At 71.6% G+C, this 25,021-nt stretch carries 20 protein-coding genes; 8 read left to right on the top strand and 12 right to left on the bottom strand.

The window, feature by feature from the left end; all coding sequences use genetic code 11:
- Positions 1–147 precede the first annotated feature (147 nt).
- The 4 genes from ACFFXY_RS21000 (at position 148) to ACFFXY_RS21015 (ending at position 4,841) form a co-directional block, all read left to right on the top strand.
- A complete protein-coding gene (locus ACFFXY_RS21000; protein WP_382355090.1) occupies positions 148–822 on the top strand; it encodes a Crp/Fnr family transcriptional regulator in 675 nt (224 codons plus the stop codon).
- 106 nt (positions 823–928) lie between these two features.
- Positions 929–1,906, top strand: coding sequence for a hypothetical protein (locus tag ACFFXY_RS21005; RefSeq protein ID WP_382355093.1), 978 nt, complete (start codon positions 929–931; stop codon positions 1,904–1,906).
- Entirely contained in the window at positions 1,903–3,972 is a 2,070-nt protein-coding gene (locus ACFFXY_RS21010) for a hypothetical protein (RefSeq protein WP_382355096.1), read from the top strand. The genes ACFFXY_RS21005 and ACFFXY_RS21010 overlap by 4 nt, the downstream gene beginning before the upstream one ends.
- Positions 3,969–4,841, top strand: coding sequence for a hypothetical protein (locus ACFFXY_RS21015; protein ID WP_382355099.1), 873 nt, complete (start codon positions 3,969–3,971; stop codon positions 4,839–4,841). Before ACFFXY_RS21010 ends, ACFFXY_RS21015 begins: the two co-directional genes overlap by 4 nt.
- Positions 4,842–4,883: 42 nt before the next feature.
- Here the strand turns inward: ACFFXY_RS21015 and ACFFXY_RS21020 are convergent, their stop codons facing one another.
- The 5 genes from ACFFXY_RS21020 to ACFFXY_RS21040 form a co-directional block, all read right to left on the bottom strand.
- Positions 4,884–5,813 carry a sigma-70 family RNA polymerase sigma factor gene (locus tag ACFFXY_RS21020; protein WP_382355102.1) on the bottom strand — a complete coding sequence of 310 codons (930 nt, stop codon included), beginning with the start codon at positions 5,811–5,813 and terminating at the stop codon, positions 4,884–4,886.
- 9 nt (positions 5,814–5,822) lie between these two features.
- Complete coding sequence (locus ACFFXY_RS21025; RefSeq protein WP_382355105.1) at positions 5,823–7,019, bottom strand: NAD(P)/FAD-dependent oxidoreductase; 1,197 nt, start codon at positions 7,017–7,019, stop codon at positions 5,823–5,825.
- Between the two features lie 93 nt (positions 7,020–7,112).
- Positions 7,113–7,691: a hypothetical protein gene (locus ACFFXY_RS21030; protein ID WP_382355107.1), complete on the bottom strand. Its 579-nt coding sequence runs from the start codon at positions 7,689–7,691 to the stop codon at positions 7,113–7,115.
- Positions 7,692–7,750: 59 nt separating this feature from the next.
- Positions 7,751–8,173, bottom strand: a complete 423-nt coding sequence (locus tag ACFFXY_RS21035) for a hypothetical protein (protein ID WP_382355110.1) — start codon at positions 8,171–8,173, stop codon at positions 7,751–7,753.
- A 4-nt stretch (positions 8,174–8,177) separates the two neighbouring features.
- Entirely contained in the window at positions 8,178–9,341 is a 1,164-nt protein-coding gene (locus ACFFXY_RS21040; RefSeq protein ID WP_382355112.1) for an epoxide hydrolase family protein, read from the bottom strand.
- A gap of 104 nt (positions 9,342–9,445) precedes the next feature.
- On the opposite strand from ACFFXY_RS21040, the gene ACFFXY_RS21045 reads away from it, so the two are divergent.
- Entirely contained in the window at positions 9,446–10,198 is a 753-nt protein-coding gene (locus ACFFXY_RS21045) for an SDR family oxidoreductase (protein WP_382355570.1), read from the top strand.
- Between the two features lie 102 nt (positions 10,199–10,300).
- On the opposite strand, the gene mfd is transcribed toward ACFFXY_RS21045, so the two are convergent.
- On the bottom strand, positions 10,301–13,972 hold the full coding sequence (gene mfd / locus ACFFXY_RS21050) for a transcription-repair coupling factor (RefSeq protein WP_382355114.1): 3,672 nt from the start codon (positions 13,970–13,972) through the stop codon (positions 10,301–10,303).
- A 156-nt stretch (positions 13,973–14,128) separates the two neighbouring features.
- Complete coding sequence (locus ACFFXY_RS21055; RefSeq protein WP_382355117.1) at positions 14,129–14,956, bottom strand: metal-dependent hydrolase; 828 nt, start codon at positions 14,954–14,956, stop codon at positions 14,129–14,131.
- A gap of 236 nt (positions 14,957–15,192) precedes the next feature.
- Here ACFFXY_RS21055 and ACFFXY_RS21060 point away from each other — a divergent pair, with 236 nt between their 5' ends.
- Entirely contained in the window at positions 15,193–16,062 is an 870-nt protein-coding gene (locus ACFFXY_RS21060) for an arylamine N-acetyltransferase family protein (RefSeq protein ID WP_382355120.1), read from the top strand.
- 66 nt (positions 16,063–16,128) lie between these two features.
- On the opposite strand, the gene ACFFXY_RS21065 is transcribed toward ACFFXY_RS21060, so the two are convergent.
- Together ACFFXY_RS21065 and ppc are read right to left on the bottom strand one after the other, a co-directional pair.
- Entirely contained in the window at positions 16,129–16,953 is an 825-nt protein-coding gene (locus ACFFXY_RS21065; RefSeq protein ID WP_382355122.1) for a TrmH family RNA methyltransferase, read from the bottom strand.
- An 85-nt stretch (positions 16,954–17,038) separates the two neighbouring features.
- Positions 17,039–19,798, bottom strand: a complete 2,760-nt coding sequence (gene ppc, locus ACFFXY_RS21070; RefSeq protein WP_382355125.1) for a phosphoenolpyruvate carboxylase — start codon at positions 19,796–19,798, stop codon at positions 17,039–17,041.
- 272 nt (positions 19,799–20,070) lie between these two features.
- Here ppc and cysC point away from each other — a divergent pair, with 272 nt between their 5' ends.
- On the top strand, positions 20,071–21,615 hold the full coding sequence (gene cysC / locus ACFFXY_RS21075) for an adenylyl-sulfate kinase (protein ID WP_382355128.1): 1,545 nt from the start codon (positions 20,071–20,073) through the stop codon (positions 21,613–21,615).
- 45 nt (positions 21,616–21,660) lie between these two features.
- Here cysC and ACFFXY_RS21080 read toward each other — a convergent pair whose 3' ends face one another.
- Both ACFFXY_RS21080 and ACFFXY_RS21085 read right to left on the bottom strand, forming a co-directional pair.
- Positions 21,661–22,326, bottom strand: coding sequence for a vitamin K epoxide reductase family protein (locus ACFFXY_RS21080; RefSeq protein WP_382355130.1), 666 nt, complete (start codon positions 22,324–22,326; stop codon positions 21,661–21,663).
- A 124-nt stretch (positions 22,327–22,450) separates the two neighbouring features.
- Positions 22,451–23,308: an SDR family NAD(P)-dependent oxidoreductase gene (locus tag ACFFXY_RS21085; RefSeq protein ID WP_382355133.1), complete on the bottom strand. Its 858-nt coding sequence runs from the start codon at positions 23,306–23,308 to the stop codon at positions 22,451–22,453.
- Between the two features lie 171 nt (positions 23,309–23,479).
- On the opposite strand from ACFFXY_RS21085, the gene amrA reads away from it, so the two are divergent.
- Positions 23,480–24,190, top strand: coding sequence for an AmmeMemoRadiSam system protein A (gene amrA, locus ACFFXY_RS21090; RefSeq protein ID WP_382355136.1), 711 nt, complete (start codon positions 23,480–23,482; stop codon positions 24,188–24,190).
- Here the strand turns inward: amrA and ACFFXY_RS21095 are convergent.
- Positions 24,150–24,989: a PhzF family protein gene (locus tag ACFFXY_RS21095; protein ID WP_382355138.1), complete on the bottom strand. Its 840-nt coding sequence runs from the start codon at positions 24,987–24,989 to the stop codon at positions 24,150–24,152. The genes amrA and ACFFXY_RS21095 overlap by 41 nt on opposite strands.
- Between the last annotated feature and the right edge of the window lie 32 nt (positions 24,990–25,021).

Below are 25,021 nucleotides of genomic sequence, written 5' to 3' on the forward strand. Positions count from 1 at the left end.
TTTCAGTTCGACAAGCACCTGTGACCTTAGCCTCACAAGCAAACGCCCCACAATCCGCCCACCTCGCCCGATCCGGAGCGGTCCTTTCACCCTTCAGTTGTCCATGATCCGACAGAAACTCGTATTGACTGCCGGTATGAAGGTCGAGTGAATGCACCTCCGCCACCTCTCCCCAGCCGTGGTTTCCAGGAACTGCTACCACCCGACCAGTGGGACGACCTGATCCGAACCGGCCCCGAAGCGGTCGCGCGCAGCGGCGACGCACTGCTGTCCCAGGGCGGCCGCTCCGGTGTGGTCTACGCCCTGCGAACCGGCCGCGTCCGGGTGGTCCATACCGAGCCCGACGGCAACGAAGCCCTGATCGCGGTCCGAGGCCCGGGCGACCTGCTCGGCGAGTACGCACAGCAGGACCACGGCGAGCACATGGCCTCGGTATGGGCACTCGAGGCATGCGAGGTGACGAGGCTGACCACCGCCCAGTTCAAGTCGTTCGTCCAGCGGCGTCGCTGCGAAGCACTGCTCCAGAGGTACATCCTCAGCAAGATCAGGCAGGGCGGGAGGCGGATCTGGCACGCCGCGAACCTCCAGACCGAGCAGCGGATGGCGCTGCTCTTCCTGGAGGTGATCGGTGCGGCCCCAGTCGGGGCGGCCCCCACGGTCCCCATGACCCAGGCGCAAGTAGCCGCCTCCCTCGGCGTAGCGCTCAGCTCGGTCACCCGGATCCTCGCCCAGTGGAAGGAGAACGACGTGATCCGGACCGTACCCGCGCCACTGCACGTTCTTGACATGGCCACCCTCGCCCGCCACGCCAATCTGCGATGAGTGATCCGAAACACATTCAGATTCATCCGACATCGGACAGCCCGAATCCGCACCGCCGCAGACGATGAGGTCGTGCCCTCCACCCCGCACGCAAAGGAGCCCTCCCGTGTCCGAGTCCCCACTCCCCCAGTCCCAGGACCGGTACCTCACCGTCGTCATGCTCGACATCGAGCGCTTCGGCCGCTTCACCGACTCTCAGAGCACCCGCGTCGCCTCCTCCTTCCGCGACGCGGTGGAGCAGGCGTTCGAGCGCAGCGGTCTCGCCGACACCTATGCGGCCCATGCCTTCATGCAGAACCAGGGCGACGGCATCGTGGCGGGGTTCGACGAATCCCGCCTCCCGCAGATCGTCGACCGGGTCCCGAACGCGCTCCAGTCGAGCCTGCGCGAGCTCCACCAGCAGGACGGATTCGGCGTGCGCATGCGCATGGGCGTCTCCTACGGCCCGGTCCAGGGCATCGCCGACAAGCGCGTCGACGTCGCGCCAAACCGGACCGTCGTCGACGCGTGCCGCATCGCCGACGCCGAACCCACGAGATCCGTCCTCCGGCGCTCGGACCCGGAGGCCACCTTCCTCGCCGTGGCGGTCACCGCGCCCGTCTTCGACTTCACCGTCGCTCGCAACCCGCTGTGGCTCAGGCATAGCGAGTTCGTCGAGGCCGAGATCGCGGTCGAGAAGAAGGACTACCGTACGAACGCGTTCCTCCACGTACCCGCGCCCTCAGGAGAATTGCTGCGCTGGGGACTCCTGAGCGCCGATGAATCCAAGGACGAAACCGAATCGGCTGCCCCGCGTGAGGAGCACAGGGACCGCCCGGTCGGCAACGGCCCGCGAGGCGAGATCAGATCCGACGGCGGCCAGGCCAACATGATCGGCAGCATCGGCCGCGACTTCCAGCAGATCAGTACAGGGGAAACCTCCGGGGACGGCGCGATCGGCGTCGTCGCGGGAGGCACGGTCAACCAGCACCGCATCGGAGGCGACCAGATCGCCGCCGACCACGACGTCCAGATCAAGCGGTTCCTCGGAGAAACGGCCGACGGCAAGCACCGCCGCACTCCTGAGGGATGGGAGCACCCGTGAACATCCGCGGCATGGAAGTCGGTCCGGAGGCGAAGGCCCAGATCGACGCCGCGGCGGCGGCCGCGACCGCCGTTGACGCCGATGCGCCGCAGAAGGTAGCGGCGTCGAAGACCGAGCTCCACACCGGAGAGGTCTCCGGGGACGGCGCGATCGGCGGGATGACGGGCGGCGAGGTGAACCAGACGTTCATCGACAGCATCCGGATCGAGCGCAACGAGGCGGCCGACCACATCCGGGGGCTCTTCGGACCCGCTTCCGATCAGGAGTCCCCAGAAGTCGCAGTCGAGGACGTCCTTCCCGTCCCCGGCACCGAAGCACACTTCAAATCCCTCGACGAAACGCGCCTCCTGATCCTCGCCTCCACCCGTCGCACCGGCTTGACCACGGCCGCGAGACAGCGGTGCAGGGCCTACGCGGACCGCGAATCGCTGCCCGCGAAGCGGCTCCTGTCTACGAGCCTCGACGAGCTCGGCAAGGAACTCCGGGGAATCGGCACAGCGACCGTCCTCGTCCTCGACGCCTCGCAGAACCCCGAGCTTCAGCAAGCGCTCCTCGAGCGTGCCGATCAGCTCCGCGATCGCCTCAAGAACCAGTCGTGCCACCTCGTCCTCGCGGTCGAGATCGAGTTCCGCCGCTCCTTCAAGGACCAGTTCCCAGGAACCGTGTTCGACCTCGAACGCCTGCAACCCGACCTAGTGTTCGCCCATTACCTCAAGCGGCCCGAGGATCAAGTAGCAAGCATTCTCGCTTCCGAGTACTTCCGCGACACGCTGGGCCCCGCGTGGCCGCCCCTCGCCCGCCTCATGGCCGAAGTCCTCAATGAGGCACCGGATGGCATCGCACCGGAGCAATTCCGGGAACGGCTCGGCGCCCGGCTCGGCAATCCGTCCGAATCCATCCGCAACCTCCTCGAACGGTCGCTCGACAAGCGCGGGAGGGCCGTGCTGATCGCCGCGGCGGCACTGGAGCAGATGACGCCCGAGGCGATCGCCCTCGCCGCGGACGAGCTCCTGGAGGCCACCCGACCTCCCGATGATCGACGGGAACTCCTCGACGAGCCAGGGATCGCGCAGAAACTCGAGCTCATCCGCGAGGACTTCAACCTGGTGGGCTCGACGTTCAAGAACCCCGACATCGGCGACGAGGTCCTCCTCCACGTCTGGCGCCAGTACCCCTCCTGGCGGGAGCCGGTCATGAACTGGCTCGACGGCCTCCTCCTCGCACCCGACTATGTCGAATGGACGGACCGCACGCGGCTGCCTCGGAGGCTCGTCCTCCTCGCTTCCGCGGCCGAGGACGACCGGATGCTCAAGAACCGCGTCAAACTGATGCTCCAGAGCAGATCTCCGGTCATGTCGTCCTTCGCGCCCGCAATCATGCTCGGCGGTGCGATCGACCCCGTGATCGGACCGGGAATCAGGAACAGGCTCTATGAATGGAGCCGGAGCGCACAGGCCGCGCTCCAGCGGACCGCTCTGGCGACCTGCTCGGACGAGGACTACCTCGTCCGGTTCCCGAGCGAAGCCCTCTTCCGTCTCCACCTGCTCTCCGAGTCGAAGTTCGGCGACGTCGCCGACGCGGCGTTCGAGGCCATCATCGACTCGACCGGTCACTTCCACCTCACCGAGCTGCTGCTCCACTTCCGGTACTGGCTGATCGGCTCCAGTGGAGACGAGCCTGCCCGGATCGCGAAGATCCTCGACCAGATCTGCGATAGGCCCGACCTCGTCGACCGCCTCGAACAGGATCCGATGCATTTGTTGAGGAATTTCCTCAGCATTCCGGCGGGGTTCTGGAAGTCCATGTCACAACTCGCCGACGCCGCTTCGTTCCGGCTCGCGGTCAGGGCCTGGCTCATTCTCGCCGCGAAACTCGACGCTCAGCACGCGGAGGGGATGGTCGACCTGCTCATCGCCGCAGGCGCCGATGACCACCGCGCAATCGGCCAGATCGTCCAGGCTGCCAGGTCACTCTCCCTCGAAGGCACGGACCTGTCCGACCGGGCCAGGAAACTCGCCCTCTTCATGTACAACCGCGTCTTCGAAATCGAGGTGCCCCTTCAATGATCGCGATCATCCTCATCCTCGGCCTCATCGGTGCCGTCTGCGTCCTCATCTGGGGCCAGATCAAGTACGGCATCTTCTCCAGCTCGATCGGCGAGGACCCGTACCTGCCGGAGACCGCCCAGCCGCCTGCCACCAGGCACCTGGAGGCAAAGGTGTCGCTGCCGAGCAAGGACCTGTACTACCAGTTCGACTGCACGTTCAAGGTCGCCTTCACCGCGACCCTCACCGGTATGGAGGGCCACGAGCCGCCGATCCCCGAGGTCGAGTCCCTGATCTTCAGCGCCGTCAAGGGCCACTCGGACAAGCTCGCCCTGCCGCAGAAGGACCAGTTGCGGCACGAGCTGAACAGCGTTCTCATGAGCGAGCGGTCGATGCCGCGCCACCACTTCCGGATCACCGCTGAGTGCAAGAAGGTCGACGTCGACCCCAAGCAGCTCGAAGCCATCAGGAACAGCTACGAGGAGGACCTCGCCGACGAGCGCCTGCAACGCAAGGTGTCGTACCTCGGGGCGGTCTTCGAGCAGCCGCTGAACGCCACCATGTGGTGGCTCGCGCAGAACTCCGACAAGGTCGACGACCTGGAGGACAAGGCCAAGCTGCTGTACCGGCTCGACCGGCGGCTCCACCCGGATGCGAACCCGTCGAAGCACGCGTTCCTCCACGAGCTCGACCTGTTCCTCGACAAGGCCACGGACGACGAGCGTGGTGCCATCGCGCATGCCCTCGCGGGAGTCTTCCGCAGCTACGGCCACAACGACCTGGTGGCGGAGGCGGAGAGTCTCATTCCCGGCCGCGCGATGCCTTCTCGCAACGGCAGCAAACCCGACAACCCGGAGGCGAGCATCCCCACCCAGACCACCCGGTCCTGAACGGAACGGCTCCGTCACAGGCGGGGCCGTTTTTCTTTCGGGTCACCACTCGGCGAGGAGTGGGGGTGCCGTGGGTGGGGTGGTCTGCCAGGTTTTGGTGAGGCGGTGGAGGCGGGTGGGGGTTGCTATGGAGGTGGCATTGGCGATGAGGCTGTGGCGGGGGGTGAGGAGGACGGTGCCGATGACGCGGTCGTCGACGGTGGCGATGAGGGCGGGGGTGGTGTTGACGAGGGCGGCGTGGATGGAGGGGGTGCCTCCGGCGAGGCGGCGCTTGGCGGGGGTGGGTTTGAAGCCGCCGCGCATGACGCGGGCGAGCTGGGCGGCGCCGGTGTGGGACATGAGGGTCGCGGAGAGGCCCGCGCCGTCGGAGAGGCCGGTGGCGTCGTCGGTGAGGAGGGCGACGAGGCGGTCGGTGCGGCCGGAGGCCGCGGCGGCGACGAATGCCTCGACGATCTCGCGGGCGGCGGCGCGGTCCACTTCGGTGCGGGGCTCGGCGCGGACGCGGCGGCGGGCGCGCAGGGCGTGCTGCTGGCTCGCGGACTCGGTGATGTCGAGGATCTGGGCTATTTCCTTGTGGGAGTGGGAGAAGGCTTCTCGCAGGACGTAGACGGCCCGCTCGACCGGCGGGACTCTCTCCAGGAGGAGCAGCACCGCTATGGTGACCGATTCTCGTTGCTCCAGCGTGTCGAGCGGGCCGAGCATCGGGTCGCCTTCCAGGAGGGGTTCGGGGAGCCAGAAGCCCACGGCGCGTTCGCGGCGGGACTGGGCCGAGCGGAGGCGGTCGAGGGCGAGGTTGGTGGTGACCTTGGTGAGCCAGGCTTCGGGGGTGTCGATGCGGTCGCGGTGGGCGGCGTGCCAGCGCAGGAAGGCGTCCTGGACGACGTCCTCGGCGTCGGCGGCGGAGCCCAGGAGGCGGTACGCGAGGGAGGCCAGCCGGGTGCGGCTGGCCTCGAAGCGCTCGACGGCGTCCATGCTCCGACTCTAGGCCGGGACGGCCTCGCCGCGGCGCGACGGCGCCGGAGTGAGGCGTTGCCTGCGGACGGGCAGGCCGTAGGTCGGGTGGGCGACGCCGAACGCGGCGCCCTTGAGGATGGCGTTCTTGAGGCGGGCGGCGGTGCGGCCGCGCAGGGACCAGGTGGTGTCGCGGGAGCCGAGGGCGAGGGCCTGGAAGACGGCGTCGCGGCGGCCGAGGCTGATGTGGTTGCCGTAGTACATGAGCGAGGTGCGGCCGGTGCGGGCGCCGGTGAGGTCGCCGACGATCGCGCTGGTGGCCTGCATGGCGGTGAATCCCGCTGAGGCGCATGACATCGGGAGCGGCTCGCCGTCCTCGGCGAGGGTGAACGCGGCGTCGCCCGCGGCGTAGACGCCGGGGTGGGAGACCGAGCGCATCTGGCGGTCGACGAGGATCTGGCCGTTGTCGCGGACGGCGAGGCCGCTCGCGGCGGCGATCGGGTGGACGGCGAATCCGGCGGCCCAGACGACGGCGTCGGCGGCGAAGTCGCGGCCGTCGGCGGCGCGGGCGCCGGTGGCGGTGGTCTCGGTGATGCCGGCGTGCTCGTGGACGGCGATGCCGAGGCGGTCGAAGGCGCGCAGGAGGTGCGCGCGGCCCCTGGGGCCGATCCAGCCGCCGAGTTCCCCTGCGGTGGCGAGGACGACGCGAAGACTGGGCCGGGACTCGGCGATCTCGGTGGCGGCCTCGATCGCGGTGAGGTTGCCGCCGACGACGAGGACGATGCCGCCGTCCAGCTCGTCGAGGCGCTGCCGCAGGCGCAGGGCGGCGGGCCGGGACGCGACGTGGTGGGCGTGCTCGGCGCCGGGGACCTGCGCGGCGGCGGTGGAGCCGAGGGCGTACAGGAGCGTGTCGTAGGCGAGGGTGTCGCCGGTGCCGGAGGAGTCGTCGGCGAGGGAGACGGTCTTCGCGTCGGGGTCGAGGGCCTCGACGCGGGCGCGGCGGAAGCGGACGCCGGTGCGGGAGAAGAGGTCGGCGAGGTCGCGGCGGGGCAGGTCCTGCCCGGCGGCGACCTGGTGGAGGCGGAGGCGCTCGACGAAGTCGGGTTCGGCGTTGACGACGGTGATCGCGGTGTCGGCGGGGTGCAGGCGGCGCGCGAGGGCGCCCGCGGCCCAGGTCCCGGCGTATCCGGCGCCGAGGACGATGATGCGGTGCTGGTGGTGCTGCATGGTCTCACTCCTGTCCGGTGGTGTTCGCCCTTTGAACGGGGCGGCGGCCGGTTCCATGACAGGTTCGGGCGGGAGCGGGGTGTGCAGTGCGTCTCAGTCGGCGCTGTCCTCGTCGCCGGCGGGGACGCGGCGGCGTCCGGAGCGGCGGTGTTCGAGCTGGTCCATCTCGTACCGGGCGTACCAGGGCGCCCACCCGCCCTGCGTGAACCACTGGCGGCCGCTGCGGGAGGCGAGGCCGCCGAGCACGCACAGCCCCATGACGATCCAGATCGGGGAGATGACGAGCGCGGTGATGTCGCCGTAGGTCCGCCAGACGCCGACGATGCCGATCGCGGTGTTCCCGATCGCGAAGGCCACCGCGAACGCGCGGGCCCAGCGGCGGCCGCGGCCGAGCTGGAACACGATGGCGGCGTACGGGATCGTGAGCAGCGCGATGAGCGGCAGGACGATCGCGATGGGGAAGGACGTGCCGACGGGCAGTGTCTGCTCCAGTTCGGAGACGCCGGGGACGTCGGCGGTGCGGGACTCGACCCAGCGCAGCAGGCGCGGCCCGAGGCCGAGGCTGACGCTGACCAGCATGAAGTACTGGAACACCATCATGACCTGGGAGAGGTCGACCGAATGCGGCTTGTCGTAGAGCGGTGCGGGGCCTGAAGAGTAGGAGTGGTGCACGGGCGGCTCCAAACACTGGGCTGCCTCCAGGGTACGTCCGCGAAGCCGCTGGTGGGGAACTAGTTTCCCCGGTCGCGGGCCCGCGGCCCGGCCCAGCGCCACACGGGGGGCGAGACGAGCGCACCGAGGCAGGCGAGGTCGAGGACGCCCGCGAGTTTTTCGAGCGGCGGCGCCGAGAGCCACGCCTCGGCGTCGGCCAGGAGGACCATCGCGGGGACGCCGGTGGTGACGACCGCGAGGAACCAGGCCCACGCGCGCCGGTGCCAGATCCCGAAGGCGTACAGCAGGAGCAGCGACGCGGCGACGACGAGCACGGTCAGGAACGCCGGGCTCGTGTACCCCATGCGCCCGCATTGCGCGTCGTGCGGGCCGCACGCGAAGTACTCGGGGACGAGCACGGCCATGAAGTCGATCCAGGAGAGCACGAGCAGCCCCATGAGCAGCCGCACGGTCAGCGGCCGCGGCTCGGTCGGAGTGCCCATGGGCTCATTGTGCGGCACGGGGCGCCGCCGCGCGCAGGGGGCGGAAGCATTCGCGCAGGTCCTGCACGAGGAGGTCGGGGGCCTCCATTGCCGCGAAGTGGCCGCCGCGGTCGAACTCGGACCAGTGGACGATGTGGTGCGCACGTTCGAGGAGGACGCGCACGGCCGGGTCGGTGGGGAAGACAGCGACGCCGGTGGGCACGCGAGAGTAGGGGGCCGGGGGCTCGTCGCGCACGGCCCGGTACTGGTGGGCGGAGCTCGCGCCGGTCCCGGTGAGCCAGTAGAGGGTCACGTTGGTGAGGAGCTGGTCCACGTCGACGGCGTGTTCGGGCAGGCGCGCGGCCGGGTCGGTCCAGTCGTGGAACTTGTCGGCGATCCACGCGAGTTGCCCGACCGGGGAGTCGTTGAGCGCGTATGCGATCGTCTGCGGCTTGGTGGACTGGAGGTCGGCGTAGCCGGTGCCGTGGCGCACCAGTTCCCGCACCGCGTCGAGGCGGGCGAGGTCGGCGGCGCCGAGGGACGTGAGGGCGGGGTCGCCGGGCGGCGGGAGTTCGAGGCCGCCGTTGATGTGGACGCCCGCGACGCGGTCGGGCGCGAGGCGCCCCAGCGCCGGGGCGACCTTCGAGCCGGTGTCCCCGCCGTGCGCGCCGAACCGGTCGTAGCCGAGCCGGTCCATCAGTTCGAGCCAGGCGGCGGCGATCCGGGCGTGGTCCCAGTCGGGGGCCGACAGCGGCGTGGAGAACCCGAATCCGGGCAGGGACGGGGCGACGACGTGGAACGCGTCGGCGGGGTCGCCGCCGTGAGCGCGCGGATCGGCGAGGGGCCCGAGGACCTTCATGAACTCGACTACCGAGCCGGGCCAGCCGTGCGTGACCACGAGCGGGAGCGCGTCGGGTTCGGGCGAGCGCACGTGCAGGAAGTGGATCCGCTGGCCGTGGATCTCGGTGAGGCCCTGCGGGAAGGCGTTCAGCACCGCTTCGTGGACGCGCCAGTCGTAGTCGTGGAGCCAGTGGTCGGTGAGGCGGCGAAGGTACAGCACCGGGACGCCGCTGGCCCAGCCCCGTTCAGGGCTCGCGGCGGGCCAGCGCGTCAGGCGCAGGCGTTCGTGCAGGTCGTCGAGCGCGGCCTGCGGGACGTCGATGCGGAACTCGGCGATCGGTGCTCCCATCGGGCCCATGGAATCACAGCGCGGGGCGGCCGTCCAGCCGGGCGGTCCCGGGACCGGGTCCGAGGACTTGACGCGTCCGCGGGGGTGAGGACACTGAGGTGGTGATGGATCGGGAGGTCGCGATGGGGTTCTCAGGGCTGGGAGCGGGGCTGCGGGTGGTCGTCACCGGCGGCGGGCGCGGGTTCGGGCGGGCGCTGGCGGTGTCGCTGGGGCGCGAGGGCGCGGAGGTGTTCGTGTCGGCGCGGCGGTTCGCGGCGGCGGAGGAGACGGCGCAGGCGGTGCGGCGCGTCGGCGGGCGGGCGCACGCGTTCGAGTGCGACCTCGCGGACCCGGTGTCGGTGCGGGAGTTCGCCGAAGCGCTCGGCGAGGCCGCGGACGCGGTGGACGTGCTCGTCAACAACGGCGCGCCGTACCTGGACGCGGGCGGGTTCCTGGAGGCGACGGACGAGCAGGTCACGGAGGTGATCGCGGCGGGCGCGGCCGGGACGGTGCTGGTGACGAAGGCGGTGCTGCCGCTGCTGCTGCGCAGCGCGAGGCCCGACATCGTGACGATGGTGTCGGGGTGCGGCGAGTACGGGAACCACCGGTCGGACGCGCACGAGGCGTTCTACGCGGCGAAGTCGGCGCAGGCCGGGTTCGCGGAGGTCCTGTCGAAGCGCCTGCGGCCCAGCGGGGTCCGGGTGATCTCGCTGTACCCGCCGGACTTCGAGGACGCGGACCCGCTGGGTCCGGGCTGGGACGAGGCGCGCGGGACGGGCGAGGCGCTGGGCGCCCGGTCGGTCGTGGACTGCGTCCGCTTCGCGATCGGGCAGCCCCGCGACTGCTTCATCAAGAGCTTCTACTTCGAGCAGGCTTAGCCCGACCCGCGAGGGGTCGGGCTCTCCTTCGGGCTCTCCTTCGCACAGGCCCGGTCCGCGAGGGGTCGGATTCGACTTCGAGAAGGCCCGGTCCGCAGGAGGTCAAGCCGGGGCGGGCGCGGGTTCGGGGACGATGTCGGTGATGAGGTCGGCGCACCACTGGAGGAGCGCCAAGCCCTCGACGGGCTTGCCGCCGACACGGGAGGTGGTGGGCCGCGGGACGCTGATGAGGCCCGCGGGGGCCTTGTAGTGGGCGTCCGGGTAGTGGCGGCCGAGGCGCAGCTGCTTCGAGTCCGGGAGGTCCACTGTGGAGAACCGGAGGTTCTTGCCCTGCAAGGCGATGTCGGTGAGCCCGTGGCGGCGGGCGAGGAGGCGGAAGCGCGCCAGGTGGAACAGGGTGAGCACCTGCTCCGGGGAGGGCCCGTACCGGTCCTCCATCTCCTCGCGGACCTCGTCGAGCTCGGCCTCGTCGCGGACCTCGGAGACCTTGCGGTACATCTCCAGGCGCAGCCGCTCGACCTCGATGTAGTCGAACGGGATGTTCGCGTCGAGCGGCAGCTCCACCTTCACCGGCGGCGGGGGCTCCTCGGTGCCGCCCTTGAAGGACGTCACGGCCTCGCCGACCATCCGCAGGTACAGGTCGAAGCCGACGTCGGCGATGTGCCCGGACTGCTCGGCGCCCAGGAGGTTCCCGGCCCCGCGGATCTCCAGGTCCTTCATGGCGACGTACATGCCCGCGCCGAGCTCGGAGTGCTGCGCGATCGTGGCGAGCCGCTCGTGCGCGGTCTCCGACAGCGGCTGCTCCGGCGGGTACAGGAAGTACGCGTACGCGCGCTCGCGCGAGCGCCCGACGCGGCCGCGGATCTGGTGGAGCTGCGAGAGGCCGAGGAGGTCGGCGCGCTCGACGATGAGGGTGTTCGCGTTCGGGATGTCGATGCCGGACTCGATGATCGTGGTCGAGACGAGCACGTCGTACTCGCCCTCCCAGAAGCCCTGCATGATCTGCTCAAGCTGCGTCTCGCTCATCTTCCCGTGGGCGACCGCCACGCGGGCCTCGGGGATGAGCTCGCGCAGGCGCGTCGCGGCCCGGTCGATCGACTCGACCCGGTTGTGCAGGTAGAACGCCTGCCCGTCGCGCAGCAGCTCGCGGCGGATCGCGGCGGCGACCTGCTTGCCCTCCCACGCGCCCACGTACGTGAGGACCGGGTGGCGCTCCTCGGGTGGCGTGGAGATCTGCGACATCTCGCGGATGCCGGTCACGGCCATCTCCAGGGTCCGCGGGATCGGCGTGGCGGACATGGTGAGCACGTCGACGGCGGTGCGCAGCGCCTTCAGCTTCTCCTTGTGCTCCACGCCGAACCGCTGCTCCTCGTCGACGATGATGAGCCCGAGGTCCTTGAAGCGGGTCTCGGCCTGGAGGAGCCGGTGCGTGCCGACGAGGATGTCCACCTCGCCCGCGGCGATGCCCCGCTGGATCTCGGCGGCCTCGCGCGCGGACTGGAACCGCGAGAGCTGCTTGATCCTCACCGGGAACTGACCCATGCGCTCCACGAACGTGCCGTAGTGCTGGCTCGCGAGGAGCGTGGTCGGGACGAGGACGGCGACCTGCTTGCCGTCCTGCACGGCCTTGAACGCGGCGCGCACGGCGACCTCGGTCTTGCCGTAGCCGACGTCGCCCATGACGAGGCGGTCCATGGGGACGCGGGCCTCCATGTCGGCCTTGGTGTCGATGATCGCCGAGAGCTGGTCGGGGGTCTCGATGTACGGGAACGCGTCTTCGAGCTCGCGCTGCCACGGCGTGTCGGGGCTGAACGCGTGGCCCGCCGCGGCCTGGCGGGCTGCGTAGAGCTGGATGAGCTCGGCCGCGATCTCGCGGACGGCCTTGCGGGCGCGGCGCTTGGTCTTCTGCCAGTCGGCGCCGCCGAGCTTGTGGACGGTGGGCTGCTCGCCGCCGACGTAGCGGGTGAGCTGGTCGAGCGCGTCGGTCGGCATGAACAGCACGTCGGCGCCCTGGCCGCGCTTGGACGGCGCGTACTCGATGACGAGGTACTCGCGCTCGGCCCCGGCGATGGTGCGGCGCACCATCTCCACGTACTTGCCGACGCCGTGCGCGTCGTGGACCACGAAGTCGCCGGGCGAGAGTTCGAGCGGGTTGACCACGCCTTTGCGCTTGGCGGCCTTGCCTTTGCGGGGCCGCTGGGCCGCGAGGGCCTTGCCGCCCGCGATGTCCGCGGCCGTGACGGCGACGACCTGGTCGCTGGCGAACCCGAGCGCGAGCGTGCCGACGCACGCGACGACCTCGCCGCGCGCGAAGCCCTCCGGCGCGGACTCCAGGTGCGCGCCGATCCCTTCGGCGCGAAGCTGCTCGGCGGCGCGCTCGGCGCCGCCGAGGGCCGGGTAGACGACCGCGACGGCGCGGCCCGCGCGCGTCCAGGTCCGCATGTCCTCCACGAGCTGGGCCGTGTTCCCGTGGTAGCGCGGGGATTCGGCGAAGCCGAGGTCCACGGTGAGGCCGTCGTCCGAGACGCCGGTCCCGTAGGTGAGGGGCTCGCCGGTGATCGCGGCGAGCTCCGCGGCGGACGCGGCGTCGGGAGCGTCGCCGAGGGCGTCCTCTTCGGGGGCGACGGCGAACGGCGAGATCGTCCACCACCGCTGGCCCTTCGCGAGCGCGGCGGTGCGGGCCTCGGCGAGGTCGTGAAACGTGCCGGACCCTACTAGATCTACGGCTCCCCAGGGGTCGCCGTGGCTGAGGTCCACGGGCGCTTCGGCTCCGGCCGCGGCGGCGGCCCAGGACGCTTCGAGGAACTCGTTCGAGGTGGCGACGAGGTCGAGCGCGCGGGTGCGGATGCGCTCGGGCTCGATGGCGACGACGAGCGCGTCGCGCGGGAGGACCTCCTGGAACAGCTCCAGGTTCCCGGGCCCGGCGAGGGAGGGCAGGAGGGACTCCATGCCTTCGACGGGGATGCCCTGGGCGAGCTTGGCGCACATCTCGCCGAGCCCCGGGTACGCCTCACCGAGCTGGGCGGCGCGTTCGCGGACCTCCTCGGTGAGGAGCAGTTCGCGGCAGGCGACGGCGCGCAGCTCGGCGGGCTCCTCGCCGGAGGCGGCGTCGAGGGAGCGCTGGTCGGCGACGGAGAACTCGCGGATGGTGTCGACCTCGTCGCCGAAGAACTCCAGGCGGAGCGGATGCTGGGCGGTCGGCGGGAACACGTCGAGGATGCCGCCGCGCACGGCGAACTCGCCGCGCTTCTCCACGAGGTCGACGCGCTCGTACGCGAGGTCCACGAGGTGCGCGGCGAGGTCGGTGAGGTCGGTCTCGTCGCCGCGGCGCAGGTGCACGGGTTCGCGGGTGCCGAGGCCCTTGAGCTGCGGCTGGAGGGCGCCGCGGACGGGCGTGACGATGACGCGCGGCACGTCCCCGGCGTGGATGCGGTGCAGCAGGTCGAGGCGGGCGCCGACGGTGTCGGAGCGGGGGGAGAGCCGCTCGTGCGGGAGGGTCTCCCAGGCCGGGTAGTAGGCGATGTCGGCTTCGGCGATGAACGAGGCGAGGGACTCGGCGAGCTCTTCGGCCTCGCGGGAGGTCGCGGTGATCGCGAGCACGGGCCCGGCGGCGTGGCGTGCGGCCTGGGCGAGCGCCAGGGGCCGAGCGCCGGGGACGGCGACGACGTCGACCGGGCGGTCGGACCCGGAGGCCAGTTCGGCGAGGCGCGCGAGCTTCGGATCACCCGCGGCCGCATCGAGCAGGCTCGCGAGCTTCGGCTGGCCTTCGGACATTCGCGGGCTCCCTGTGCGAGACGGCTGCCGCCCGGCGGATCGCGGGCACGACTGATGGCCGGAGACAGCCCTGACGGGGGGCTGTTCCGGCGACCGGTCGAGTCTACCTCGCGGGGTCCCGAGGGGCGCCCGCGATTGTCGGTGCGGGTCGGGGCGCTAGTTGGAGGCGCCGCGGCCGCCCTGGTCGAACAGGAGCGACTGGATCTCCGGCAGGTTGTAGAGCATGCCGATGACGACGAGGACGGTGAGGATCGGCAGGAGGATGCGGTTCTCCTCCTTGCCGCCGGCGCGCAGCGCGATGTTCTTGGGCAGGCCGATGTCCTTCCAGCGCCGCCCCTGGATCGGGAGCGGGAAGAACAGGGGCGAGCCCATCTTGGTGATCATGTCGCCGAGGATGTGGATGAAGCAGCCGATGCCCATGGCGAGGCCGAGGATCCAGTAGTCGCGGCCCTCGGGGAGGAGCCGGAACATGCCGTAGGCGGCGACGAGGGAGACGCCGGTGACGACGATCCACCCCTTCTTCTCGACGGTCTCGGCGAGCAGTCCCCGTACGGCGAGACCGGTGAGGACGAACAGGATCGCGACCACCGCGGGCTTGCCGAACCAGTACGCGAGGTAGCCGGTGCCGGTGCCGACGAGCGCGGCGTGGACGAAGGTGTGCGTGAACGTGCGGTGGCCGTTCTTGCGGGGCTTGTCCTTCTTGGACTTGGTGAGCAGGTAGAACCAGTAGCAGAGCCGCTCGACGACCTCGGCGACCATCAGGGAGGCGACGCCGAACGAGCGGGCCACAGTGGACCCGCCCTTGTTCTCGGTGACCTTGCCGGCGCAGTCGATGTCGGGGTAGAGGGCGGCGCCGGAGGCGACGATCGTGCCGACGACCAGTTCGGCGGAGGACTGGTCGATGCCGAACGCGAGGTCGGCGATCGCCGAGCCCGCGAGCCACAGGGCGGCGCCGGACATGGCGTGGGTCGGACCCATGACCATAGGGGGACTCCTTCAGGGCAAAAGGCTTTTGAAGCGGTTCGGTAGGGCGGTTCGGTGAAGCGGTTCGGTAGGGCGGTGTTCTCAGGGCGGCGGTGAGCAGTCGAGAAGCTGGCGACACTATCCCACACCGGCACCAAACCCGGTGTCCCAGGAGTATCCGGACGCCGCAACAGGATTCGCATACCGGTCCGATCACGACCGGCCCGGCCGGGGGCGGTTCGCGCTATGGTCGAGAGGTGTTCGACTCACGGATGCTGGCCGCGTACCTGGAGCGCGTGGGCATCACGGCCCCGCGGCGCCCGACCCTGCACGCGCTCAGGCGGGTCCACCGCGCGCACGTCGCCGCGATGCCCTATGAGAACCTCGACATCCAGTTGGGGCGGTCCATCAGCCTCGATCCGGACGCGCTCTTCGCGAAGCTCGTGGAGGGCGGCCGCGGCGGCTACTGCTACGAGCACAACGGGGTCCTGGCGCTGGCGCTGGAGGCCATGGGCTTCGACGTGCGCCGCGTCCTCGGCGGGGTCCGCCGCGAGATCGACGGCGAGAGCGCTTGGTGGAACCACATGCCGCTGGTGGTGCGGTTCGCGGACGGGCGGCAGTACCTTGCGGACGCGGGGATCGGGACGGGGTTCCGCGACCCGCTGCCGGTCCGCGACGGCAGCTACCGGGTCGGCGCGTTCAACTTCGGCGTGTGGAACCTCAGCGGCGACACCTGGCGCTGCTCGATCGACCCGCGCGTCGCGAACCTGACGTTCGACTTCCAGCTCGCCGCACGGCGTCCCGAGGAGTTCGCCGAGCGGTGCCTGGAGCTGTCCACCTCGCCCGAGTCGCCGTTCGTGAAGACCCTCGCGGTGCAGAACCCGCGCGAGAACGACATGTGGGTCCTGCGGGCCCGCACGCTGACCGTGTACGACCCGCGGCTGCCGGGCTTCAAGTCCGTGCGGGTCGTGGAGGACGCCGAAGCGTTCGCCTCGCTCCTGAGGGGACGGTTCAACCTGACGCTCACCGACGGCGAGACCGCCGAGCTGTGGGCGAAGGCGGCCGACCAGCACGAGCGCAAGCTCGCGGAGGACGCGCAAGCCGAGGCGCTTGAAGGCGCGGTTTAAAAGGCGCGGTCTGAGAGGCGCGGTCCAAAAGGCTCGGACTGAGAGTCCCGGTCGCAGGCTTGCCGTCTACTCCGCTTCGGCGCGCTGCCGGGCGGTCTCGTAGAGGGCGACCGTGCCCGCGTTGGCGGCGTTCAGCGACGAGGCGGCCTTGGCGGACATGGGGATGCGGGCGACCGCGTCGGCGAGTTCGTGCCAGGCCTTGGACATGCCCTCGGCCTCGTTGCCGACGACCAGGAGCACCGCTCCGGTGAGGTCGTGGGCGGACAGGGCCCGCTCGCCGCGCTCGTCGGTGCCGACGATCGACGGCTTGTGGTCCTGGCGCGAGGCCCATTCGACGACCTCGTGCGCGGACGCGGCGTTGACGACCGGGAGGGCGAACAGCGACCCGGTGGAGGCGCGGACGGCCTTGGGGTCGTAGGGGTCGGCGGCGTTGCGGCCGGTCACGATGACCGCGTCGGCGCCGAACGCGTCGGCGGAGCGGATGAGCGAGCCGACGTTCCCGGGCCCGGAGGGCCGGTCGATGACGAGCCCGAGCCAGCCGGGACGGGAGGAGAGCTGCGAGAGGCGGCGCTTGGGGATCGCGACCTGCGCGAGCAGCTCGGGCGCCTCGCCGTCCTTGTCCCCCAGTTCGGCCATGAGGTCCGCGGCGACGGCGGCGCGCTCGGTGTGCGGGGCGTCGAGGAGCCCTTCGGCCCACGCGGACAGGCGCGGCCGGTCGGCGTCGTAGAGCAGCTCCTGCACGGTCCAGCCGTGCTCGACGGCCATCGTGATGGGCCGGACGCCCTGGACCAGGAACGACCCGGCCCGGTGCCGCTTGGTCCGGTTGCGCAGCAGGGTCTCCCACTGCTGGAACTTCGCATTCCGGACGCTCACTCGCAAGCTTCTCGCCATGGTCTCCGCGCTTCGATCGGGTGGAAGCGCGAAACTAGCACGGCTCCGGGGCGGCGCCCCGGAGCCATGGTCGAAATGCGACGGATCAGCCGGTGTTGCGCAGGCCCGCGGCGATGCCGTTGACGGTGATGAGGAGCGCGCGCTTGAGCTGCGGGTCCACGTCGCCGTCGGCGCCGCCCTCGGAGCGGTAGCGCTTGAGGAGCGACACCTGGAGGTGGTGCAGCGGCGCCAGGTAGCGGTCGCGGACCTCCAGGGTGCGGGCGAGCTGCGGGCTGGAGGCGAGGAGGCGCTCCCCGCCGGTGAGCGCGAGGACCTCGCGCACGGTCGCGGCGTGCTCGTCCTTGATGGCGTCGAAGATCGGGCGCAGGCGCTCGGGCACGAGCGTCGAGACGTACTGGCCCGCGATCGACAGGTCGGTCTTGGCGAGCGTCATCTCCACGTTCGACACGAAGTTGCGGAAGAAGTGCCACTTCTCGTACATCTCGGCGATGTCGCCGCCGAGGCCCGCCTCGCGGGCGGCCGCGAGGCCCGAGCCCACGCCGTACCAGCCGGGGACGATCTGGCGCGACTGCGTCCAGCCGAACACCCACGGGATCGCGCGCAGGCCCGAGAGGCCCGCGTCGGTGTTCGGGCGCTTCGACGGGCGCGAGCCGATGTTCAACGCGCCCAGGAGTTCCGTGGGGCTCACGGCCCAGAAGTACTCGGCGAGCCCGTCGCGGCCGGTGAGGGCCCGGTAGGCGCCCTTGGAGGCCTCGGAGGTCTGGTCCATGACGTCGAACCAGCGGGCCAGGACCTCGGGCTGGTGGCGCGGCTCGGTGTGCAGCAGCGTCGCCTTCAGGGACGCGGCCACGGTCAGTTCGAGGTTCTCGCGGGCCAGCGCCGGGAGCGTGTACTTGTCGGAGAGGACCTCGCCCTGCTCGGTGATCTTGATGGCCCCGTCGAGGGTGCCCGAGGGCTGGGCGAGGATCGCCTCGTGGGTGGGGCCGCCGCCGCGGCCGATGGTGCCGCCGCGGCCGTGGAACAGGCGCAGGCGCACGCCGTGCTTGTGGGCGACGTCGCGGAGCTGGCGCTGGGCGGCCTGGATGTTCCACTGGGAGGCGGTGATCCCGGCGTCCTTGTTGGAGTCGGAGTAGCCGAGCATGACCTCCTGGACGTTGCCGCGGGCGGCGACGATCGCGCGGTAGGCGGGGAGGCTGAGGAGCCGGTCGAGGAGGACGTCGGCGCCGGCGAGCTCCTCGACCTCTTCGAGGAGGGGCACGAAGCCGACGTCGGCGCGGCCGCGGGCGACGTCGACGAGCCCGGCGTCGCGGGCGAGGACCACGGGGGCGAGGACGTCGCCGGCGTCGTGGGTCATCGAGATGATGTAGGACTCGACGATGGCCTTGCCGAACTGCTCCTGGGCGTCCCGTACGGCGTGGAAGACGTCGAAGGTCTTGCGGTTGAGGTCGGTGAGCTCGACGTTCGCGGGCGCGAGGGGGCGCTGGCCGGAGAGCTCGCGGGCGAGGAGGTCGCTGCGCTCCTCGGGGGTGAGCTCGGCGTAGGGCCGGTCGAGTTCGCCGGTGGCGTCGTAGAGCTCGGCGAGGACGGCGTGGTGGGCCTCGGAGTGCTCGCGGACGTCCATGGTGGCGAGCTGGAGGCCGAACGCGGCGACGGTGCGGATGACGCGGTCGAGGACGCCCTTGGCGGGGAGCTGGCCCCGCTGGCGGGCGAGGGAGTCGCGCATGACCTGGAGGTCGGCGAGGAGTTCGCGGCCGTCGGCGTAGTCGAACCCGGCGCGGTGGGGCAGGCCCTCGGCGTGGCGGGTGCGGGTGTTGGCGAGCTTCGCCTCGATGGCGCGGGCCTTGAGCCGGTAGGGCTCCTCTGCGTGGATGCGCTTGTAGCGGGCGGGGATCGCGGTGCCGAGGCGGTCGAGGTCGGCGCCCACGGAGTCGAGGAGCTCCTGGGACGCGGGCCGCACCGACTGGGAGACGGAGAGCTCGTTGATGAGCGCGGCGACGGCGCCTTCGGCGGCGGCGATGCCGTGCTCGTGCTGCATGAGCAGGACCTGCTTGGTGACCTCGGGGGTGACGAACGGGTTGCCGTCGCGGTCGCCGCCGATCCAGGTGCCGAAGCGCAGGGGCGCGGTGCCGGGGCGGGGGGAGCCGCCGAGGTCGGTGAGGGTGGCGTTGAGGTCGGTGAGGACGCGGGCGGCGGCGTCGCGGTAGAGGTCGGTGAGGTAGTAGATCGCGTTGCGGGCCTCGTCGGTGGGCTCGGGCTTCTCGACGCGCAGTTCGTCGGTCTGCCAGAGGAGGTCGATGATCTCGGCGAGGCGGGAGTTGACGGCGTCGACGTCGGCGGAGCCGAGGACGGCGCGCTCGGCGGCCTCGGCGTCGAGGAGGTCGGCGATGTTGCGGAGCTTGATGAGGATGGACCGGCGGGCGGCCTCGGTGGGGTGGGCGGTGAAGACGGGGCGGACTTCGAGGCGCTCGGCGGCGGCCGCGATCTGGTCGGCGGGGACGTCTTCGAGGGTGATCTCGGCGCGGGCCTGGGAGAGCCAGCCGCCGTTCTCGGCGCGGGAGCGGCGCATGTCGCGGGCGCGGTGGACCTGCTCGGTGATGTTCGCGAGGTGGAAGTAGGTGGCGAACGCGCGGGCGAGGTCCACTTCCTCGGTGACGTCGAGCTTCGCGAGGCGGGAGGCCACGTTCTCGGGCTGGTGGCGGACGAGGCCGCGCACCTCTTCGACGAGTTCGAGCAGCTGGGGCCCCTCCTGGCGGACGAGCGCCTGGCCGAGGAGGTTGCCGAGGCGCCGGATGTCGCGGCGGAGCTGCTTGTCGTCGGTTCCGCTGGAGGAGTCGTAGTAGTCCATGGAGGTCTCCACTGCTGGTCTGGGCAAACCCTGAGGGGCCGCTCGCGCCGACGTCCTTGTCCGCGGTGAACTGCTGTGCACTAGTGCTATAGAGCGATGTCAGCGTAACTTACCGGTAATGCCCGCGCCACTTTCTCAGTCCGGCATGCGGGACGGTCCGGTGCGTTCCCGGCCGCAGCGGGTGAGGGCTGTGACGGACCCGTGGCATACCCTGGTTCGACCGATACCGAAGCCGCCCCGATCGATCCGCTGCGAAGGGACCCCGACCGCCGATGTCTGACTGGGTACTGCCCGACGAGATCCTCGCCGAGGCGCCGAGCCACACCCCGCTCCCGCACGAGCTGGCCGACCTGGAGCTGCTGCTGTACGGCGCGTACGCGCCGCTGCGGGGGTTCATGGGCGAGGCCGAGGCGCGGTCGGTGACCAGGACGGGGACGCTCCCCGACGGGACGGCGTGGCCGGTGCCGGTGACCTTGGACGTGCCGGTCGCGATCGCGCGGCTCCTGGACAACCCCGACCCGAAGCGGCGTGTGCTTCGCATCACCGACCCGGAGGGGGCGCCGGTCGCGGCCGTGGAGTGCCACAGCCTGGACGCGCTCGGGCCGGACATGGTGCGGGTCGGCGGCCCGGTGCGGCGGATAGCGGACGCGGCGCACGGGGTGTTCACGGGCCTGCGGGCGACCCCGGAGCAGGCGCGCACGACGTACACGAAGCCGCGGGTGCTGGCGCTGGTCGCGGAGCGGCCGCTGCACCGGCCGCAGCTCGCGCAGCTGGCGCGCGCGGCCCACAACCTCGCGGCGCACGTGCTGGTCATGATCCCGACCGGGGACGAGACGAACGGCGGCCGGGAGCTGCGGCTGCCGACGGCGGCGCTGGTGCGGTCGGTGCTCGCGGCGAAGGACCGGCTGCCGACGGCCACGGTGCTGACGGTGCCGCTGTCCAAGCGCGGCGACCGCCTCCGCGACGGCCTGCTGACGGCGAAGGTGGCGGCGGCGTACGGGGCGACGCACCTGATGACCGGGCCCGACGGGCTCGGCGGGGGCGACGGCGTGCGGTCGATGGTGCCGCGCGAGCTGGCGTACGACACGCGCGACGGCCAGTGGCGGCCGATCGAGGACATCGAGCCGCCGTTCCGGCGCACCGCCTTGAGCGAGGCCGAGGTCGCGGACATGCTCGACCGGGGCTTCGGGCTCCCGGAGTGGCACACGCCGCCGAGCGTGGCCGCGGAGCTGCGCAAGGCCCGCCCGCCGCGGCGCCAGCGGGGACTGGTGCTGTTCTTCACGGGCCTGTCGGGCTCGGGGAAGTCCACGATCTCGCGGGGCGTCCACGAGGCGCTCCTGGAGGACGGGACGCGCACGGTGTCGCTGTTCGACGGCGACGTGGTGCGCCGGCTCCTGTCGTCGGGGCTGGGGTTCACGCGCGCGGACCGGTCGGTGAACGTGCGCCGGATCGGGTTCGTCGCGGCCGAGGTGGCGCGGCACGGCGGCATCGGCATGGCCGCCCCGATCGCGCCGTACGAGGCGGACCGGGCCGAGGCCCGGCGCATGGCCGAGGCCGCGGGCGCGGACTTCGTGCTCGTGCACGTCTCGACGCCGATCGAGGTGTGCGAGGCGCGCGACCGCAAGGGGCTGTACGCGAAGGCGCGCGCGGGCCAGATCCCGGAGTTCACGGGGGTCTCGGACCCGTACGAGGCGCCGCCGAACGCGGAGCTGGAGATCGACACGAGCGAGATCACCGTCGGCGAGGGCGTGGAGCAGGTGCTCGAATTCCTGTCCGAGGGCGGCTGGCTGGAGCCAATCGGGCTCAGGATCGCCTAGAGAGCTGAAGGGAAGGCCCGGACGGGAGCGTCCGGGCCTTTCGTCTCAGAGCAGCGTGGACCAGTAGTCCCAGAAGCCCGTGCCGACGACGGCGACGACCGCGGCGTACAGCAGGGCCAAGCCGATCCAGTGGAAGCGCAGGACGTCGTCCACGGCGTCGCGCCAGTCGGCCGCGACCGGGATAGCGCCGGTGCGGAGGTTGCGGATCGTGGTGAACCAGAAGATCGGCAGGACCACCGTCCACACGGCCATGCACCACGGGCACAGGACCCCGATCTTGTACACCGACTGGAAGATCAGCCAGGACACGAACGCGAGCCCGCCGAGCGTCCCGAGGTTGAACGCCAGCGCGATCCAGCGCGGCAGCACGGTCCCCGAGAGCCACAGGACGCCCGTGAAGACCACGAGCGGGAACGCCGCGAGCCCGATGATCGGGTTCGGGAACCCGAAGACCGACGCCTGCCACGTGTTCATGACGGTGCCGCACGAGAGCACCGGGTTGAAGTCGCAGGAGATCGCGTGGTTCGGGTCGATGAGCGAGGCGATCCGCTCGTAGGTGAGGTCGAACGCGGCCGCGAGGCCGACGAGTCCGCCGAGGAGCAGGACCAGGCCGGTGACAGTGCGCCCCCGGGCCTCTCTTCCGGTCTCGCCGAACGCCTCGTCCATGAGCGCCCCCTCGGTGCGGGTCGTGGTTGCCGTCGATGTGATCACGCAAGGCTAACGAGCGCGGCGCGATCGGAGTTGCGCGCAAAGCGGCGAATGTGGCGATCCGGACGCCGGGGAACCGGGCGGGGCCCGGCGGCGTCGAAGCGTCCGGCGGCCCGTCGGCGTCGGCTCAGACCCGCAGGGAGCGGCCCCCGTCGACCACGAGCGTCTGGCCGGTGACGTAGGAGGCCGAAGGTGCGCAGAAGAACACGGCGGCGGCCGCGACCTCCTCGGGGGTCCCGGGGCGGCCCATCGGGCCGTCGAGTCCCTGCTGGAGCTCGGGCACGGTGGAGGAGCCGGTGCGGATGAGGCCCGGGGCGATGGCGTTGACGGTGACGCCGTCGGCGACGACCTCCGTGGCGAGCGCCCGCGTCAGGCCCGTGACCCCGGCTTTGGCGGCGGCGTACGCGGCCTCGGCGGGGACGGCGTTGACGACGCCCGCGGTGGCGGCGACGTTGACGATGCGGCCCCAGCCGCGCTCGGCCATGGGCTGCACGAAGGCCCGCGACACCAGGAACGCCGTGTCGAGGTTCCGCGACAGCTCCGAGCGCCAGTCCTCATAGGACAGCTGGGCGACGGGCTTGACGACCGCCGGGTTCGACTTCGACGTCAGGCCCGCGTTGTTGATCACGATGTCCACCTCGCCGACCGCGTCCACCACGGCGTCGGCCAGGCCGCCCACCTCGGCCTCGTCGGTCAGGTCCGCGACGAAGCCGACCGCGTCGATCTCCCCCGCCCGCTCGTGGATGCGCTTGGTCGTCGACACGATCGCGACCGTCGCGCCCGCCAGCCGCAGCCGCGTCGCGATCGCCATCCCGATCCCGTCGGGCGCACCGGCACCGGTGACCAGCGCGATCTTCCCTGCGAGCGAATCGAGCTGCTGGAGCCGCCCGAGCTCGGTCAACGGGCCCTGACCTGCGGACGGCAGGTCGATCACCTCGGCGAGGCCGTCTACGAAAGCGTCGGGGCTCGGTCGCGGTTCATTCATGCGGGCAGTCTCTCACGGTGCCCCGACCAAACGCACCACCGCCGGGCCGAACAGCGCGAAACCGCCACCATCAGGGCACCACCGGACCCGAACGCCACGGCCGCAACAGGGCCCGCCGCCCGGACCGCGGGGGACGGCCCGCGGCCTCCCACGGCGTGGGACCATCGGGGGATGGAGCCGAACCTCGGCCCGGTCCTGACCGCGCTGGCGCGCAGCGCGGTCGCGACCTCCTTCGGCCCGCACCCGCCCGGCGCCGCCGCCCTCCTCGGCGACGCTCGCTTCACCCGTGCCCACGACGCCGCTGGCTCCGTCGCCGACTCCCCCGTCACTGCTGGCCTCAACACAGACGCCGTCTCCACCGCCGCCCCGCCCGATCTCGCCGAACGCGCCGCGACCTTCGTGACCCTGGAGCGCGACGGGAGGCTGCGCGGCTGCATCGGGACGCTCGTAGCACTGCGGCCCTTGGGGATCGACGTCGTCCGCAACGCCCGGCTCGCCGCGAGGGACCCGCGCATGGCGCCCGTGCGGCCCGAGGAGGTCCCCGGACTCGCCGTCACCGTCGCGGTCCTCGGCCCCTCCGAACCGGTAGAGGCGAGGGACTTCCCGGCGCTCCTGGCCGCGCTGCGGCCCGGCGAGGACGGGCTCACCCTCGAAGACGCCGAAGGCCGCCGCGCCACGTTCCTGCCCGCCGTGTGGAGGCACGCGGGCGGGCCGCACCGGTTCGTCGCCGCGCTGCTGCGCAAGGGCGGCTGGCCGAAGGAGCTGTGGTCGGGCGACCTCCGCCCGGCCCCGTGGCCCGACGGGCTCAGGGCCGAGCGGTACACGGCGACGGAGTACCGGGCTAGTCCGGCAGCGCCACCAGCGTCCCCTCCGCGGTCTTGACCGCCGAGCCGGACACCGAGACCGACACCGCCGCGCCGCCCTCCACGACCACCTCGCCGTACAGCGACGACGGTCGGCCGATCTCCGCGCCCTGCGCGATCTCGTACGCGTGCACGCCGTCCCCTGAGATCAGGCCCGCGTCCACCAGGTGCACGCCCAGCGCCACCGCGGCCGAACCGGTCGCCGGGTCCTCCCCCACGCCCGTGTGGAACAGCCGCGCGTGGACCGCGGCGTGGTCGGCGTCGAAGCTGAACACGTACACCTTGTCGAGGTGGCCCGGGACGTCCACCGCCGCGGCCACGTCCTCCTCGGCGACCCGCACGAAGTTGTGGTCGAGGCCCGCGCTGGCGTTCTTCGGCGTGCCGATGATGCGCGCGGGGTCCAGGCCGAGGGCCGCCGCGGCGGTCCCGCGGTCGAGCTCGGGGCCGACGCCGATCGCCGTGGACGTGAGCTTCGCCGCGTCCCCTTCGACGGCGACGGACATGAGGCCCGCGCCGCACTCCTGGACGACCCGGCCGTCCTTCGGGGTGATGCGCCCGGCGGCCGCGGCGGCCACCGCGGCCCCGATCGTGGGGTGCCCGGCGAACGGCAGCTCCTCCGCAGGGGTGAAGATCCGGGCGAGGTAGTCGGCCCCGGGATCGGTTGCGGGGAGCACGAACACGGTCTCGGAGAAACCGAACTCCTTGGCCACGGCCTGCATCTGGGCGGTGGAGAGGTCCTGGCCGTCGTAGACGACGGCGAGCTGGTTGCCCGCGTACGGGCGGTCGGAGAAGACGTCGTAGATCGCGAACGGAAGCATATGGCACTTATAGCTCGCACCGGGTGACGAGC

Origin of the sequence: Glycomyces mayteni, assembly GCF_042428885.1 — a bacterium.
GTDB classification, from domain to species: Bacteria; Actinomycetota; Actinomycetes; order Mycobacteriales; family Micromonosporaceae; genus Glycomyces; species Glycomyces mayteni.

Bases quoted from the DNA above. Each gene is read 5' to 3' on its own strand.
- ACFFXY_RS21065 (WP_382355122.1), bottom strand. From the start codon at position 16,953: ATGGCGAGAAGCTTGCGAGTGAGCGTCCGGAATGCGAAGTTCCAGCAG.
- ACFFXY_RS21040 (WP_382355112.1), bottom strand. From the start codon at position 9,341: ATGGGAGCACCGATCGCCGAGTTCCGCATCGACGTCCCGCAGGCCGCG.
- ppc (WP_382355125.1), bottom strand. From the start codon at position 19,798: ATGGACTACTACGACTCCTCCAGCGGAACCGACGACAAGCAGCTCCGC.
- ACFFXY_RS21085 (WP_382355133.1), bottom strand. From the start codon at position 23,308: ATGAATGAACCGCGACCGAGCCCCGACGCTTTCGTAGACGGCCTCGCC.
- ACFFXY_RS21045 (WP_382355570.1), top strand. From the start codon at position 9,446: ATGGATCGGGAGGTCGCGATGGGGTTCTCAGGGCTGGGAGCGGGGCTG.
- ACFFXY_RS21020 (WP_382355102.1), bottom strand. From the start codon at position 5,813: ATGGACGCCGTCGAGCGCTTCGAGGCCAGCCGCACCCGGCTGGCCTCC.
- ACFFXY_RS21015 (WP_382355099.1), top strand. From the start codon at position 3,969: ATGATCGCGATCATCCTCATCCTCGGCCTCATCGGTGCCGTCTGCGTC.
- cysC (WP_382355128.1), top strand. From the start codon at position 20,071: ATGTCTGACTGGGTACTGCCCGACGAGATCCTCGCCGAGGCGCCGAGC.
- ACFFXY_RS21095 (WP_382355138.1), bottom strand. From the start codon at position 24,989: ATGCTTCCGTTCGCGATCTACGACGTCTTCTCCGACCGCCCGTACGCG.
- amrA (WP_382355136.1), top strand. From the start codon at position 23,480: ATGGAGCCGAACCTCGGCCCGGTCCTGACCGCGCTGGCGCGCAGCGCG.
- ACFFXY_RS21035 (WP_382355110.1), bottom strand. From the start codon at position 8,173: ATGGGCACTCCGACCGAGCCGCGGCCGCTGACCGTGCGGCTGCTCATG.
- mfd (WP_382355114.1), bottom strand. From the start codon at position 13,972: ATGTCCGAAGGCCAGCCGAAGCTCGCGAGCCTGCTCGATGCGGCCGCG.
- ACFFXY_RS21055 (WP_382355117.1), bottom strand. From the start codon at position 14,956: ATGGTCATGGGTCCGACCCACGCCATGTCCGGCGCCGCCCTGTGGCTC.
- ACFFXY_RS21025 (WP_382355105.1), bottom strand. From the start codon at position 7,019: ATGCAGCACCACCAGCACCGCATCATCGTCCTCGGCGCCGGATACGCC.